A 16,777-nucleotide genomic window follows, 5' to 3' on the forward strand; every position below is an offset into this window, starting at 1 on the left:
ATTTTTATTATTAGTAATTAATTATAATTAATTAGATTTTTTTTAAAAAAAATATTATTAATTAGATAAATACTAGTAATTATTTCATTTAAGAATTACATAAAATAAGGATGTTAGAATCAAATTAATACTAAATCTTAATTAACAAACTGCTTTTCTGAATAAGCAATATTATAATTTTATCACAATAAACTATTTTCCATATTTAAAGGTTGTTTAAAGTTTCCTGATTGGAATGCAGACAAAAGCCAGAAGGAGTAAATCTCTTCAGCTTTTTTTACTATATTTTATAAAATATTAATAAAGTGTTAAAAGATTCATCTGATTAAAAAATGATAGGTTTTTCTTCTTTTTGGTATTCTGTTTCTATACCTTTTAATAAAAAAGAATTTTTCAGCACCACATTATTTTCTTCGATTGCTTCTAAACAAGCATATGTAATCGCAGAAATAATTTGAGCGCCGGTTAAATCATAATTTGTGGCAATTTTATGTAAAATATCAGAATCTTCTAAAGTAACATTCAGGGGAATCATTTTTTGCCAAAGCAATAATCTTTCTTCAGCATTGGGTTTATTATAACTTATTAAACAATTAAATCTGCGTAAAAAAGCATCATCTATATTATTTTTAAAGTTGGTAGTGAGTATAACCAATCCGTTAAAATTCTCTACTCTCTGCAATAAATAGCTCACTTCCTGGTTAGCATACCGGTCATTTGAAGATTTTGTCTGAGTACGTTTTCCAAACAAAGCATCTGCTTCATCGAAAATCAAAATCCAGTTTTTATTTTCTGCCTGAGTAAAAATTTTTTCAAGATTTTTTTCTGTTTCTCCGATATATTTCGAAACGATTTGCGATAAATCTACCCGATATACTTCCCTGCCAAATTCTTTACCCAATAAGGTAGCTGTTAATGTTTTTCCTGTTCCGGAAGGTCCATAAAACAATGCTCTGTAGCCAGGAAGAAGATGCTTTCCCATTCCCCAGTTTTCCCGTAAAGTACGGTGATGCTTTATCCAAAGTCTCATCTGATGAATCTGATTTTGAATAGTGGTACTTACCACCAAATCTTCCCATTGTAACTGAGTGGAAACTTCTTTTGCAGGAAAGTCTTGGCTAAATTTAGGTTTCAATTTTTCTCCGTATAACAATAAATGTATGATTTCAGGCTTTAAAATAAGTCTTCCGCTCATTAAAGGTTCACCTTCTTTTACAGCATCTAGGGTAATAATCTGGTCTTTTAAAAACCAATGAGAACTATCAAAAAGCTGTTGAATTTTCAGACGATTTTCAATATTTTCTTTTGCTAAAATATATTGTGCTGTTTCGCCTGTTGGCAACATTCCTCTGTGGTTTTCTAGTCTTACACCGCCTAATTCTGGAAATTCGCCTCCTTCAGAATGTACTTTTTTAATAATATCATCAAAAAAATGAGGAAGAACATGAGGAACCAATGCCAATAATAAAATCACAGCTTCTTCGTGAGTGGTTATTCTTCCTAATATTTCTGAAAAAGTATTTTTAAAATCATAATTTTCCTGTACTCCTTCATTTTGAGGAGCAAGGGAATTTAAAATGTAAGATTTTAGATTCTGGAAGGGCATTTTATGAAGATTATTTTTTATTAAATAGTGCCAAACGAATTTTCAGGTAAAGAAACACCCGTTACATGTACTCCGGGAATATCCATTTCATTTGTATGAATATAATTACCAATTATGTTATTTTCAGCATCAAATATTGCTTCTTCCAAATACCACGGAGAAACCATAGATAGTACATCATTACTTTTTCCCTGATAATCAACAGCTAAAATTTCGTTTGTAATAACGTTGTACTTGTATCTTCCGTACCAATTATTCATCACAACGGTATAACCTCTGATTCTTTCTTTCGCAGTCATACCAACGTATCCTCTGATACCGCCAACAGCTCCACCAAAAACTAAAGCTGCCAACTGTGACAATCCCAACCTTCTTCCGATAACCGTAGTCGCAACTCCTGCAAATGCCGAAAACAATCCTGTATTTAAAGCATTTCGTTGCCAATCTGAATCAATAGGAGTGATTGTGCTTCTATTTACATTTGCGTATTGAATCATACAACCAGAATCATACGAAGCAATTCTTATGAACGGATTGTACCAATTCTCAGCTACATCTCCGCAGGTTCTTTGTATCTTCCTTCCAATACTACCCGTTTGCTGTATCGTATGCGTCAACTCATGTGCCAGTAAATGTTTTCCATTATCGGAATTCGGACTGTATTTTCCTTCATTAAAATAAATATCATTTCCTACAGCAAAAGCTTGTGCGTTCAGTTCTCTGCTCATTTGTACCGCTTCGCTTCCTGTATGGATTTTCACATTGGAAAAATCTGTTCCGAAACGGCTTTCCATAAAGTTTTTTGTTTCATGATCCATTACGCTTCCTCCTCCTCTGCTGGAATTGATTTGGTTTTCTACGTGACTTGGTGCAACTCCGCCAATTTCTGATGACGAGCGTTGGATAAGTGGCGAAATACTTTCTGCTAAAGGTTTCATCTGGAGTTTTTCTTCTTCTTCACAGGCTGCGCATTTTCTTTGAAGCAATGCTCCAGTATGGATAGTTTGTGGGGAAGGTTCACTCATTTTCATTACTTTATCTGCAACCTGATCGGCTTCTACTTCGTAGGAATCGTTTGCAGAACCTACACTCAGTTTTTTTTGAATAGCAGGTTTGAAAAATGTTGAATTATTCTTTTTTGATGTTTGTTTTTGTTCTCTTTGAAGGTTTACTGCTTCCATGATCTTATTGTTTTTAGTTCCAATAGCAATGTAAAAAATTGTCCATCCAAGGTGTCTGTATCATGCCAATTCCCCATGGTAAGCTGGATAACAAAACATCTACTCCCTTTTCTTCCACCCACAGTTCTGAAGAATGGACTTCGGACACGGATAATTTTCCCGCTCTTTGTAAAAAAGTTTCTCTAAGTGCTTCTACCGATGTGTTTTTCATCACAGACCAATATTCTATGACGACTAACAACAAATCATTGCAAATTTCTTTTTCTTCTTTGCTGAGCTTTTGTCTGGTATTAATTACATTTTCAACAGGAAAGCCACACATCAGTTTATTTAAAATCAATTCATTTTCAAAGAAAATTTCCTGACCTGTAATTAAATATTGGGTTAATAAAACAGCTTTGTGCTGACTTTCTTTGTCTGTCCAAATCTCTCCTTTACATAAATACAGTTTCTGGAAAAGGTTTAAAAGAAAAGGATGCAGAATAACAAGACCCGCATTGTCTATGTAAAGAGATGAAATCTGTAATTCTGAAGTATCTTTTTTTATATTTTCACGAATATTTTGTTGATTTTTTTTCGGGTTTTGATAGTTGTTTTCATTAAAGTTAGCACTATTTTCCTTATCACTTTCAGGGATTTCACCCTTATTCAGAGAAAGTTTTTCGTTACCAACATCACTTGAACTCTTTTCCTGATTTATTATCTCTTCTTTATCAGGTTTAATTGTCCCTTCTCTGTTTTTTTTAATTTCATTAAAATCGTATTGCTCTTTATCTTTATTTTCAGAGAGATTTTGCTGATTATGAAGCCACTTTTCCAGCTCTTCAATGGAAGAAAATAGAGTTCCGGAGTTAAAAAAATCTTTTAGAGCATTAGAAAGTGGTTGTTTTGCGTTCGAAAGCTTTAAAATTTCAAAATTCACTTTTTCTTTAAAAGATTCTTTAGTATTAAAATAAAATCTGATTAATGCAGTTTTGCTTTTATCGAAAATATTGATGATTTTTTCACAAAACAGTTCTGTAATTTCTATTGCTTCAACAATTTCATCTATATTTTTCGAGTAAGAATTTTCTGCAATAATTCCTGTTTTCAAATATTCAAAAAATAATTTCTCGGAAAATTTCGCCTGTGATTCAAATCCGAAATTCTTTAATTTTTCTTCGGTTTTATCTAATTCTAAAACAGGAAAATGATTTTTCAGATATTCTTCAATTTTAAGTAAAGTTTGGCAAACAAGCTCTTTTCGCCATTCTTTTTTAGAAATATTGGGTAACTCAATCGTCAGATTTTCAATTTCCCATTCGTGATTTTCTACTGAATATTGGTCTAAAATGACTTCCAGTTTAGGATAAAAATCTTTCTCCAGAACATCAGACAATGTATTTTGTATCTCTTTTCCAAAAACTTGAGAAGAACATTGAATATCGACAGTATGTTGTAGGAGAAGATGCATTGCGATTATTTTCTATCAAAATTGAATGGTGGGCAATGAAAATGTATTGAAGTGAAAATATTAAATCCGTTATCAAAATTATTATCATTAAAATTATTATCTGAAAACCGAAATTTTAGAGTATCCTCAATCAAAGAGATATTAAGACAAACATGATTAGAATAAAAATCATTATAACATCCCGGAACAATAAATGTTAGATTATCATCTTTACCAATTAATATACTTTTGAGTTCTTTAACAATTTTATCATTAAGTTTATAATTGTATTCTTTTCCTTTTTTAGAATCTGGTTTTAATAAAACAAACTTAAATGTAAAATTGACAGACTCTTTGCTTATCCCTTTAAAAGAATACCATAATTGAGAAAGCCCGTTGTTATCTGCTATTGGATTTTCATCCCAAAAACTGAAAGGTTTATAATCATCTGTTTCCGGCTTATTTTCTAAAACTATTACTCTTTGTTCAATATTGTTAATATTAGTTGTATTTTGAGTAATACCTGTATTCGAAAAATCCAAAATATCTCTTAAAATTTCATTGGTATCTACGGCTCTAATGTTTCCGTCTTTTACAATTTTGCTATTAATTTTTGATGTTATTTCATCTTTTGTTGCCATGATATTTAGTTTTTATGGTTATTATTGGGGTATATTGAAATCTTTTTCGTTGAAATCCGGATGATTGAAATCTCCTACTTTGCTTTTTTCAAGTATAAAATTGATATTGTCGCCTTCGCCACAACAGATGTAAGGCAAATAAAAATCTGCAATCACCGTATTTTGAACTACTGTCTCTTTAATACTATTATCATAAAATAAATACCGATTAACATGATTCATAAATGATACTCTATATTCATACGGTAAAATATTATATGAAAATCTTTCAAAATCTGCTTTTATTTTGATTAACTTATCATTGCAATCTGAAGTTTCTTTTCTTATTACAGGCACTGCTAATGCAGTAGTGGAAGGTCTTGCATCTACTGAGGCTATTCCAGTTACTGGATTGGCATTTAACATTATCTCTGAACTTATTCTATTTTTATTGACGCTTTCATAGATAAGGATAAAAGTTCCTCCTTTATTTACTCCCGCTTTATGCTCAATACCGGAATGTGTCTCAAAGAATTTCTTCACTGTAAGGTTTTGACTGATTTCTTTCCATTTCAGCATTGCTGCTTGGTATAAAGCTCTAAATTCTCCTTTCTGGCAAACCATTATTATTTCATCTAAATGATCTATAAGGTCTTCTGCAAAAATTTCATTCTCGTCTTGTCCTAAGTTTTGGAAAATATTTTCACGATAATTTCGAGCCATATCTTCAATTTTCTCATAGGTTTTAATAAAACTGGAATAAAATTTTAAAAATTCAGAGAAAGACTCTACCATAGAGTTTCTGCCTCTTTTTAAATATGTAATAAATAAATCGAGTTCGTTTTTCCTAAATCTTCCAGAATTAAAATAAGGCTTTATTTTAGGATAATTATCTATTTCTTTTTTTACATCTTTATATAGAATCCATTCGATTGATTTTCCTATTACATTTTCCCAATCTCTTCGCACTAAATCATAATTCAACTCAATATCTCCCCAATCTCCCTCAAAAGTTGTAATATTTGGAGTATGATTTTCTAAATCTGCCGCATTGAGAGCAATTACTTTAAATGGAAGATTATGATACTCTTTTACGGCAATAATTTCTTTTATCGCTTCCTGATAATTTTTCCCAATATGCCCTTCAATCCTAAAGAAATTATACGGTTCAATGTCATACAGCAAAGGTTTTTTTACACAATCCAAAGTGGTGTAACCGGCAACTTCAGAATGGTAAGAAAGGATTTCGTTATTTTTATTTTTTCCGGTTTTCTTAGGACTCCATTTTTTATTTAGTTCTAAAATATAGTCATAATAAAAAGGGATTGATTTTTTAGAAAGCGGGAAATCTCCGTAAAAAGAAGGCGTAATCTTTATTATATGATCTTCCGTAATCCAAAATTTTATGAGATGAACTAATCTTTCAAATAATAAAGACAGCTCTTTTCTTTTTTGTTTGTTTTTTAACGAGCTGTTTTGAGTGGAAAAAAACGGAGTTCGGTAATTAATATTATCATCATCTGCTTGTCCTAAAACAACATGGAAAGGAAACATGGTTTCATCTACACAGCATAAAGAAGGGTTTCGCTCATTAAATTCTATAATTTCGTTGTAAGCGGAAGAAATATCCGACATCCAATCCCATAAATACTGTACATGAATGCTGTCTTTATTGGCGTTAATTACCGTTTCCAAAGCGGTTTTAGGATTATTCAATACATTAAAATCAACGGTATTACTGATGATTGATTTGTAACTTTTATAAACCATACTTATTTTCTCTGAAACATTACTGATTACGGAATCTGCCAAATTCTTTTTAAATTCATTCAAAACATCCGAACCTGTTATCAGTTGATTATGAGGAACATTATATCTCGGTAATGAAATTTTTTCAAAGTTCATCACTTTCGGATATTCGGGAAATAAATAAGGATTTAACTGATTAATGGAAATTAATAACGGTCTTATTTTAAACTCAATTCTCTTACCTTTATCGTCGCAATTGGTTGTTACACAGTTTTTTTCGTCAATCAGTGAAGTTTCCAGCAGCAGAATGACAATTTTATCCTTGAAAAAATTATTCGGGATCGCAATTCGGTCAACTTCCAGCGTATTGGTCGGTAAAAGTTCTATGGAATTTTTTAACGGCTCATATTTTTTGGCATGAGGTAACGTAAGTTCCAGATATTCACCATCGATAAATTTCGGAGCGAGAAAATCAGCAGATAATTCGATCGAATGATAATAACTGAACGTTTTTTCTTCCCAATTGATCTGGTATCCCAATGAAGTAATAGCTGTACCGCAGCTTATGGTAATCTGGTTTGGTTGTGGATGCGAAATTTCCAGACCACAGATAATACCAACTCCGATGCCTCCGACACGGGTAAGCCGGTCTTGTTCTTCAAGGTAACTGATGGCGCGGTTCAGATGTTTCTGGCTTAAAACCTGATCGGCTTCAAAAACAGGATATTTAGATGGGTTTTGAGTTTTCATGATGGTAAAATTTTTAAAGAGTTCCTAATGAGGTGTTACCTAATACAATCGGATTGGTGGTTTCACTGAGCCTACAATCGTATAAATTTCCTTCAGGGTAAATCGTGTTGAGTTCTTTCAGCTTTTCAATCAATACTTTATGATACTGATAAAAAGTTGTACAATCTTTTTTAGTTAAAGTCTTGCTGCAATATTTAAGTCTGAAATGTCTGTAGTTTTCCAGCCAGTTTTTATACGCTTTCTGAAAATTCAGCATATCTTCATATCCTACCCAGCAAATTTTCAGTAAAACATGAGCCGGAGCTTCCTGACGGAAAATCTGCTCTGCATATCTTCTGAAAGTAATATTTTTAAATCTCGATAAATATCCCGGCAAAACAATGGTTGCTTTAAAGGAATAAGGATCGTTATTCGCTTCGTCTTTACAGTCATCTTTGAGACAAACTGTTAAAAGATCTTCTTTATCATTATTAAAATAAGGAAATGGTCTTACTAAAATATGTTCCAGACAGTAGAAATTTTCATACGCTTCGTTGAGTAACTGAATCAGCTGATACAAAAATTCCGAGGCTTCTTCATAGCTTTTAAAAGTCTTATCTATGGTTGCTGTTTTCTTAGGATTTTCGCCTAAATAAATGCAAAATCCGCTGCCTTTTTTATGGATAAAATACACTTCTGTATCGAGCAGGTTTCGCTGTGTCCATTTCCATTTTATTTCCAGATCTGTTGCAGGCTGCACAATTTTGCAGATAACAGACTGATGATTAATTTTTAAAGGTAACACCCATTCTGCCCGAACCTCATCTTCTGTTACAATATCTTTTAAACCGACGTTATTGATTCCCAATAATTTTGCAGTCCTTTTTTCATAACCTCCTCTGTGATCTGTTTCCCAGAAATCCTGAAAACCGAACTTATCCTTGGTAATTTTTGCATTGAGATAATCTATTCCCAACCCTCTTTCGGAGCTGATCTCGGCATAATTTTTCAAAAATGCTTCTTTATCGTGAATCAGATCTTGAGGCTGAAAAGACATTTCTCCCAAACCTCCAGAATCCTGACTTACTTTGTACATCATAAAGACATAATCATTAAAACTTTCACTGAAACGAGCCATCAAATGATCTAAAGCACGATTTCGTCTGTCATTGAAAACTGATTTCGATTCTTCCAGAGAAACATCAAATTCAGGATCACCTTTCAGTAATGCCTTGTGAAAACCATTCTCATAAGTTTCTTCTTCATCTTCATCTGCATCTAACTTTTGAATTGTGTTCACATAAATTTCTTTTGAATAAAAATCTTTTCCCGTTTTCGGATTTTTGCTCAAATAATTCGGGAAATAAGTTTTGTCTAAAGAGTTAATATCAAAAATATCCTTTGCATGATACAACTGATTGAAAAAATCTGCCAGTAACTGATCGTAAAAATGCAGATACGCTTTCAGTTGTTTCACTTGAGCTTTTCTTTTTTCAGGAGCTTTATCAGAAATTTCGTTAGCTCCTAATCCATAATTCACAGGAAATTCTTCCTGAACGCTGTAATATTCATCCAACTGATAAAATTGACCTTTCGGAACGGACAAATCGCTTTGAACTGAATATAATTTATAATTTTTTATCTGAGCTTTAAGCTGCTGAACTTTCTGATCGACCAACATTTGGCTGTTTTCAGACAAAAGGAAAGGGATGTTCTTCTGAAACAACAATATTTTTGATTTCTCAGCAGAAAACAAAGGTTTTTCTTCTCCCGATAAATGCAGACACCATTTTTGGTTCATACTTCCCGTAATCGGTTGTCCCAAAGAGTTATAAGCCGTCATCAGAAGATTTTCAACAGACACAATTCCTTTAATTTCCATAATCGCAGCAATAATATCCGAAGCATGAATGCTATTCGGAAGTTGTGCTTTTTGAAGCTCTTCATCATTGAGAAAACCATGGTCTAATTTTGGTCCTAAAAATATTTCGGTAGAGTTTAAACCCTGTTCCATTAGCTGAGACAACGTGTAAAAACGAACCGGAGGATTGAGAATTTTTTCAATCGCCATCTGAATCTGCGCCATTGCTTCTACAGAATCGGTTTCAGGTGCTAATTCTACATCTACGCAGAAGCTGATTTCCACACTTTGAACGGTTTCCACACAAAGAAAATCTTCGGTAAGGTTTCTGTTTTGATGCAGCTTTTGCTGAACGTTTCTGAAAATCTGTTCAATTCTTATTTTTTTATTTTTTTCTTCTGTACTTCTATCTTTTAATAATCCAATAATATCACAAATTGGTTTTTCTGTGCTAAAATGATCTTTTACCTGTTGAAGTTCATTCTTATCAAAAGGTTCGATGATAAATTTTAAAGTATCATTGATCTCTGTGGTTCTTTCAACCACAATAACTACTGTATTATCTTTTATCTCTACTTTTTTGTTTTTTATTTTGGAGGGTTTATCCATTTTGCTCAGAAGAAGGACTTTAGGATTATTCCATGAAGAAAATTCAGAAGTAATTTTCACCTTTACCCATTTTCCGAGAGTGGAGAATAAAAAGTCCAGTTCTGTTGTAGAATCTTCAACAAGATCTTCATCCAGCTCAATGATAATTTTGTTTAATCCTCTTACGGAAAGCTGTTCTAATGATGTATTGTTTTTATCTTTAGCATCAAAGCTCAATTTATCTTCTAAAACATTGATGTATAACTTTTGTTCTGCGGGATGGGGTATATTGTAATCAGTTTTGGCGGGTGCTTTTTGGGTTGCTAAACACCATGCATTTGTAATACCTTCAATATCAATTAAAATCTTTCTGTAATCTAGTTCGGTCAACGCAGCATTGGTCATTATTTCTCTTGCGGTGAAAAAAGAACCGTTCAGGATTTTTCCGTTTTTGTTGGTCAAAAGATCTTTAGTCTCAAAATCTGTTCTGTATCCCAATTCCGTTATCACATAAGAAAGTGCTTCCAAAATGGTAATTCCCGGATCGTGTGCATTATAATCTGTCCAGAAAGTGTTTCCCAGTTTCTCAATATATTTTAAACCTTCTTTTCGCAAAAAATTATAGTCCTGCGAAGGCTTCAATATTCTTTCTGACGGTATGTAATATTCGGGATTCATGGTTAACAGTTGTTTTTGAGTTCTTTAATTTCATGGGTATCATTCGGAATAAACAAAGTGTAATCTGTCTGCGGAACAATTTCCTTTACATCTGCCATTGTTTTGATGACTGTATTTTCATCATCATCCAGAATGAGATGATTGACTTTAAAATCAATAATATAATCTACAAAAGACTGATTGTCGATCAACTGAATCAATGAGGATAATTCTATTTTTTTTGCAAAGTCAATTTCTATATCGCTGTAAGCCCAAGGACTGATGTAGCGGTTAATTGTTTCTGCAAGCATTTTAGCATATAAACGGATATCTGCTCCGGGAATATCCTTATATTTTACTTTGCAGCCAATCTGGATTTTTTCTAAAACAGGAGGTTTTATACACAAACGAACGTGCGGAGAACACAATCCCATGATTCTGTTTTTGATATGTTGTAAAGTACTTAAACTTAACAATGGTTTCCATTCCCAAACATTGGATGAATTAAGCGATTTTGCAACCGGAATCAGCGTTACATAACCCGCAGAAACATTGGAAACATTTTCTGAATCATACCGGTAATGGTTTAAGCATTTCACTCTGTACACTTCCGGAAATTCCTGTAAAATGAGTCTTTCATAATCCCATGTGGTAATGGCTCTTTGTTTGTGTCTCAGTCTTTCGCTGCTGCGTTGGTACAATTGCGTATCTTCTTCCTGCTTTTTCCCTCCGAAAGAAGGATATGGCTGTTTTACTTTTTTAACAAAAGGATTGGGTTGATATAGTTTTGAAACCGTTTCTTTTGGAGTAACTTCCAGAAAACCGCTTCCGTTATTTTCAAAATCAAACAAAACTGCTTTCAAAGCTTGTTCGTGAATGCCAACAAAATGGCAGATCCGGTCTAATTCATCAACTGAAATTTTTAACCAAAACAGGTTTTTAGGTAAAACAACAATTTGCGAATTATCGAAATGAGGAACGGTAATGTTAATGATTCCGGATTGCAGTAAACCGAGTGTTTCGTCTCCAATATCGTATGAGTCTATTGGTTTCCACTGATTGTCTGACAAATATTCCCAGGAGATTTTGGCGGGTTCTTTTCTCGGATTGGCTGTTCCTTCTGCCATTTGAAAAAGAATGCTTAATCCGTTTCCGGGCTGTGCATTTTCAAATCCGATATAGATTTCTCCTTTTTGTGGCAAATCCGGAATTAATGATAACGAAGAGTTCGGACGTAATTTTTCATATCCAAAAGGTAAAAGATGATAAAATTCCAATGTATTAAGAGCATCATCTGAAGTATTAAAATTATATTTTTGAGTGAGAGAATAATTCATCACCAAAGACTGAATAACAGGAACTTCTGGCAAAGTTGTTTTTTCCTGAGCCGCTTTTATATAATTTTCTAAGAATTTTTCTTTCTCGTATTTATTATCATTTAGCTGAATTCTGATGTATCCGGAAATCGTTTCCTTGTTAGGAATTTCGTCTTCCAAATATTCTTTTACAGGATTGTTGTTGGTATAAACAGAATTGAAAGTTTTATTTCCTTCATTACTAAATTTACCATCCTTCATTTCAAATAATAAAGAATTGCCAACAAGACGAAGATGAGAAATATTGGCTCTATGAATCGTCAGATTTTGAAATAACAAAGCTGTATTTGTTGCTGTTACTGATTGAATTGCCGAAACTTTATTAGAAACCTGAGCGTTGTTTGATGTTATATTTGAATTTACCAAGTTAGAATTTACCGTACCTGCTAACAAATTAGACGACAACGCATCGCTCTCGATTGAAAATTTTGCGGTTGCACCTTTCTTCATGAAAAATTCGTTGCATCCGATAATAAATCCGTTCCCGTTTTTAGGGAAGTCTCCAAAAGGCTTGAAGGGTTTATTAATATCTACAACTCCTGTGTCGGTCGCAACAATCAGGTTTTTTAATCCATTTACTGCGATTCCTATTTCAAGCGTTTTGCAATCAATCTTTTCGGTGTTGTTTTTAGGAATTATTTTAAGAATCGGATGTATGGTTTCAATTGCTTCTCCTTCATGAATTTCTTTATTAAACGGAACAATCGCTTTTTCAGAAGCAGGAATGGTAAGTTTAATATATTTATCCTGCGTTAATTCTTTATTTTCCTGAGTAATTTCTACCCATTTTTTTTCTCCGGTCATCCAAAAATCAAATGAATTCGGATCTAAAATATGAGGATCAAATTTCAAAGTAATAGTTCTTGTTCCGCCTTTCATGTAAAATAACGGACTTGCCAAAAGCAAACCTGTTTCTGTATTTTCTGAAGACTGAAAAGCAGAAAAAGGAGTATTCGTAGCGTTTAAGGGAAATAAATCTGTTTTTTTCCAGATATTCTGATCAATATGATGGCTTAGAAATGATTTAATTTTTACAGAATTAATCGTATGATCTGAAGTGGAAGCGTAAAATTTATTTTTCCCCAACGAATTTTTTCCTGCCAAGAAAATGGTGTTTTTCGGTAACAGAAAAGCGTTTTTGTTGGCAGCAGGTTCTATTAATACATGAACAAAATCCGGTTGTGCTTTCTGCGGAAGTAATTGTAAAATGTCTTTGTAATAAAAATCCAGATGTCTTTTTGTAAAGTCATTCAGGTGATTTTTTGCAATGCCCAAAAGTTTTAAAAAAGCCAGAAACAAAGCATAATGCGGAGTGTGGGAAGGATAGCTTTCTAATTGTTGATTGAATGCTTTTTCAGTGCTGTTTTTCCAATACAAAAGCAATCCGAAAAGATTCTGAATATTTTTATTAAACTGATAATTCTGTAATAAAGTGATGATTGATTTTTCGTCTGAAATCTTTGAAAGTAAAGTGCTTAATTGTTTTTCAATATCTTTTTTGGAGCTTAATAAAAATTCTTTTACTGAAATCTGATGATCTAAAGTGTCGATTTTGTTTGTAAGGCTGGTAAAATCTTTATGAATTTTTTCAAAAATTTCTCTGATCCGTTTTTTCTGCTCTTCATTATCATTAATTAATGCAATAGATTTTCTAACATTTTCGTATTTTTTCTCATAATCTTCAATATTCCATTTGAAGATCCGGGCTAAAATTGCGGTAGATTCATAAGCAAAAAATGATGACCAGTCGCTTTGTGCAATATTAGAATCAGATTCATTAAAATAGTTTAGGTATTGAGCCATTTTCTGAGCCAATACAACATAATCTATCTCTTCTCTTTCTTCCAGAAGAAAATATGAGGGTTGTAAGGCTGATAAAAACCTTGCATTTTGGGTTGTTCCCGTTCCCTGATGGATTGATATTTTTGAAGAACAATTTTCCATGATGTCAGATTTTAATATGAGTTCCTTCTTCCAGATAATATGGGAATACATAGTTCAGCCTTGAGTTGGTTGCACGAATGGTGTATTCAATCTCAATCCTTATAATCCCTTGTGTATCATTGGTTTCTGAGCCAAAATAAATATCATTTATATCTATTCTTGGTTCATACGTTAAAATGGCGTTTTCAATAATGCCTTTAATTTTTGTGAGGAGCGTTACCGTAATGTTTTCAAACAGAAGCGGGGTGAGATCACAGCCAAAGTCTGAACGCATGATTCTTTCTGTAAGCTGCGTACTCAGTAAAATCTGTAGACTTTCCTGTATATCTTTCTCGCCGGAAACGGTTTCAACTGTTCTGGTAACAGTATTGAAAGCAGGAGGAAATCCCCATCCTTTTCCTAAAAAGTCATCTGTTTTCATAGTTTTTAATTTTTTAATCTCCTATAATCACTGTGGGACAACCTAAAACAATTGTTCCTCCATGTGCTGTAGAATCTCCCATTCTTGCGGCAGGAACTCCGCCAATAAGCACCGTTGCTGATCCTTTTACAATCGTATCGGGCGGTCCTGTGCAAACGCAACTGTCTCCTACTACCGAAGCCGGCATTCCGCCAATTAATACGGTAGAATTTCCTCCCGGTAAAACAGGACCTCCAACATGTGGTACTGTTCCTGTAACCATAGGGCAAACGTGCATGTCGCCGGTTCTTGCTGCTGCAGGCATAATTTAATTGAGTTTTATGATTGATCCTTTTACATCCATTGTTGCAGACGCCGAAAGCGCTGCTTTTGCCGAATCCATTTTGAAATCCATTCTGGCTTTAAGAATAAGATCTTTGCTGCTGTCTAATGTAATTCCGTCTGCATTCATCAATATTTTGTTTCCATTTTCGTCTTCGAGTACAAAGCCTTTTTCATCATCGCTTATCAAAAGCTTATTGCCTTTTTTTGTACTGAGCTCAATAGATTTTTTCTCGTCGTCTAACTGTATTTTTGTACCTTCTTTGGTTACAAATGCTTTCGTATAATTTTCTTTTTCAATCGGAAACGGCATCGCATTTTGAGAGCTGTAAAGACTTCCTAAAATAATGGGTGTATCGGGATTATTTCCCAGACATCCTACAATCACCTCATCATTCACGTTAGGGATAAAAAAGCTTCCCATTTCGTTTCCTGAAAATACATTGGCTAATCTCGCCCAGACTCCTTCTCCGCTTTCAGAAAGTGTGGGTATTCTTACTTTTATTCTGAATTGATTATCCGGATCTTCTTCGATCTGAGTAACTACGCCGATCTGTAATCCGCTCACCGAATTGGTTTGTCCGGTTTGCGCCTGTTGAGCAGGAATGGATGGCGAATTGGTTTCAGTAAAAGACTGTTCTGATTCTACCCCAAAAGTGTATTCGGTTTTCCAACTGGCATTTTCGAAGGTGTGGTATTCTTTACGGATTAATAATTTCTTTTTATCAATTTCTTTATTGACTTTATTACAAATCAAAAAATCTCCTGCTTTGGCTTCCAGATTTCCGAAGGTTAAAATTTCTCCCTGAATGACAGCGTGATTGCTTCTTTTAAGAAATGTATTTGCCATTCTTGTCATTGTAGAAGTCAAAAAACGGATTTCGTTAAGGGACAATGTTTTGATATTTTTTTCAGCTTCCTGTTCTGCTTCTATTTTTTCCATTGACTGGGAAGACGGATCCCAATATTCAATCGAAGCCTTGCTTAATTTTTTTGACTCGTCTTCTCTTCCTGAAAACATGAATACATTGATTCCGTTTTCTGCTGCATATTTTTCTTCGGGAACAGCTTCTAAAATATCCAAAGTACTGAATTCTCCGTTTCTTACATTCACCATCATCCCGATTGAGTCTAAAAATCCTACCAGATAATCCCACGGAATTGTATGAGGATTGCGGGTGATGTATTCTTCTTCCCAGCTTTGTCCCTCTGATTCAATTTTATTTGTAATATTAGCCTGAGAGAAAAATCTATCTAATTTTGCTTTGAAAGTTTCGGTACTGTCATCAGATTCATTAGATGGTTTCGTTAATTGATAAGCCTGATCTTTACATTCTATTTTTACCGTAGTAGAGCTTTCGCTGATGCTCTTTTCAACAGACTTAATAAATCCTTTGAACAAAGTCTGAGGTTTTTTGTTTACCGTTACTTTTAGTTCTATTTTCTGTCCTTTTTTAAGTAAATCTGTCGGTAGATCTGCTGTCGTATCTACATCGGGATTTGAGGCGATAAAAGTAAATTTGGCAAAAGGTATCTTATTCAGTTCAAAGGTAACCTGTGCTTCTTTAAGTAAAGCGTCGAGCCCATTATCTTTTTCGTCTGTTAAAAATTCCAGCTTTAGAAGATCATCCGTCGGTATATAAGGTTGAACTGGCATATCATTTTATTTAATGGGCGGAAACGAAATGTTTTGCCCAGTTTCTATTTTTCTGAAGCTTAATAATTGATTGGCTTGAGCCACATCTATATAATATGAAGGATTTTCGTAGATGTTTTCTGCCAACAAAGCCAGCTTGTCATTCATCGTAACGGTTCTGAGATGTGTAAGATCCGGAGAGGTTTTGTTCTGCTGTGCAACCATGATCTGATGAGTTGTGGTTGCTTTAAAAACACATTTAACTTTAGCTCTTACAGGTCTTCCGTCTTTTCTGAAAAGTGTGTATTCTATGTCCATACTTTTCAGACGGCACTGCAACTTGAATCCTCCCCAAAGAATCTGCAAATAAGATGTTTGATGAGTATCGCCGTTGTAGCCAATGGTAAGATTCTTAAATGCTTCAACGTCTTCTTCCACAGATTTTACTTCTGCAAAAGGATTGACAATGGCGGGTGAAAGCGCACCAAGGACATCTCCTGCTTTATCCAACAAAGACATTTCTCCTTTTCCGTCTTTTATTTTTCCCGGCGGTACTACCCTAGTCATGGTCGGAAGATTTTTTTTATTATTTTGAATAATGTTTTTTTTAATTTAACTATTTGATTTCCAATTAATTGTATTTCTGTTTTGGTTTT

Annotated in this window: 11 protein-coding genes; all 11 read right to left on the reverse strand. The window is 33.6% G+C overall.

Annotated elements, in window-relative coordinates:
- Positions 1–325: 325 nt before the first annotated feature.
- From DD829_RS04775 to DD829_RS04825, 11 genes are read right to left on the reverse strand one after another with little or no spacing between them, the layout of a single operon-like run.
- Positions 326–1,606, reverse strand: a complete 1,281-nt coding sequence (locus tag DD829_RS04775; RefSeq protein WP_116547570.1) for an ATP-binding protein — start codon at positions 1,604–1,606, stop codon at positions 326–328.
- Between the two features lie 20 nt (positions 1,607–1,626).
- Positions 1,627–2,787, reverse strand: a complete 1,161-nt coding sequence (locus tag DD829_RS04780; protein WP_108411129.1) for a DUF4157 domain-containing protein — start codon at positions 2,785–2,787, stop codon at positions 1,627–1,629.
- Positions 2,788–2,800: 13 nt separating this feature from the next.
- Complete coding sequence (locus DD829_RS04785) at positions 2,801–4,240, reverse strand: contractile injection system tape measure protein (protein ID WP_123906808.1); 1,440 nt, start codon at positions 4,238–4,240, stop codon at positions 2,801–2,803.
- Positions 4,241–4,245: 5 nt separating this feature from the next.
- Positions 4,246–4,860 carry a hypothetical protein gene (locus DD829_RS04790; RefSeq protein WP_116547572.1) on the reverse strand — a complete coding sequence of 205 codons (615 nt, stop codon included), beginning with the start codon at positions 4,858–4,860 and terminating at the stop codon, positions 4,246–4,248.
- Positions 4,861–4,881: 21 nt separating this feature from the next.
- Positions 4,882–7,338 (reverse strand): hypothetical protein, encoded by a 2,457-nt coding sequence (locus tag DD829_RS04795; RefSeq protein ID WP_108408950.1) that lies wholly within the window; start codon positions 7,336–7,338, stop codon positions 4,882–4,884.
- Positions 7,339–7,351: 13 nt separating this feature from the next.
- Positions 7,352–10,444: a hypothetical protein gene (locus DD829_RS04800; RefSeq protein ID WP_108408951.1), complete on the reverse strand. Its 3,093-nt coding sequence runs from the start codon at positions 10,442–10,444 to the stop codon at positions 7,352–7,354.
- Between the two features lie 2 nt (positions 10,445–10,446).
- Complete coding sequence (locus DD829_RS04805; RefSeq protein ID WP_123906809.1) at positions 10,447–13,743, reverse strand: hypothetical protein; 3,297 nt, start codon at positions 13,741–13,743, stop codon at positions 10,447–10,449.
- A gap of 4 nt (positions 13,744–13,747) precedes the next feature.
- On the reverse strand, positions 13,748–14,164 hold the full coding sequence (locus tag DD829_RS04810; RefSeq protein ID WP_108408953.1) for a GPW/gp25 family protein: 417 nt from the start codon (positions 14,162–14,164) through the stop codon (positions 13,748–13,750).
- 13 nt (positions 14,165–14,177) lie between these two features.
- Positions 14,178–14,468: a PAAR domain-containing protein gene (locus DD829_RS04815; RefSeq protein WP_076390631.1), complete on the reverse strand. Its 291-nt coding sequence runs from the start codon at positions 14,466–14,468 to the stop codon at positions 14,178–14,180.
- Between the two features lie 3 nt (positions 14,469–14,471).
- Positions 14,472–16,142, reverse strand: coding sequence for a phage baseplate assembly protein V (locus DD829_RS04820; RefSeq protein WP_108408955.1), 1,671 nt, complete (start codon positions 16,140–16,142; stop codon positions 14,472–14,474).
- A 6-nt stretch (positions 16,143–16,148) separates the two neighbouring features.
- Complete coding sequence (locus DD829_RS04825) at positions 16,149–16,688, reverse strand: hypothetical protein (protein ID WP_116547573.1); 540 nt, start codon at positions 16,686–16,688, stop codon at positions 16,149–16,151.
- Between the last annotated feature and the right edge of the window lie 89 nt (positions 16,689–16,777).

The organism is Chryseobacterium sp. HMWF035 (genome assembly GCF_003094695.1).
Classification (GTDB): Bacteria; Bacteroidota; Bacteroidia; order Flavobacteriales; family Weeksellaceae; genus Chryseobacterium; species Chryseobacterium gambrini.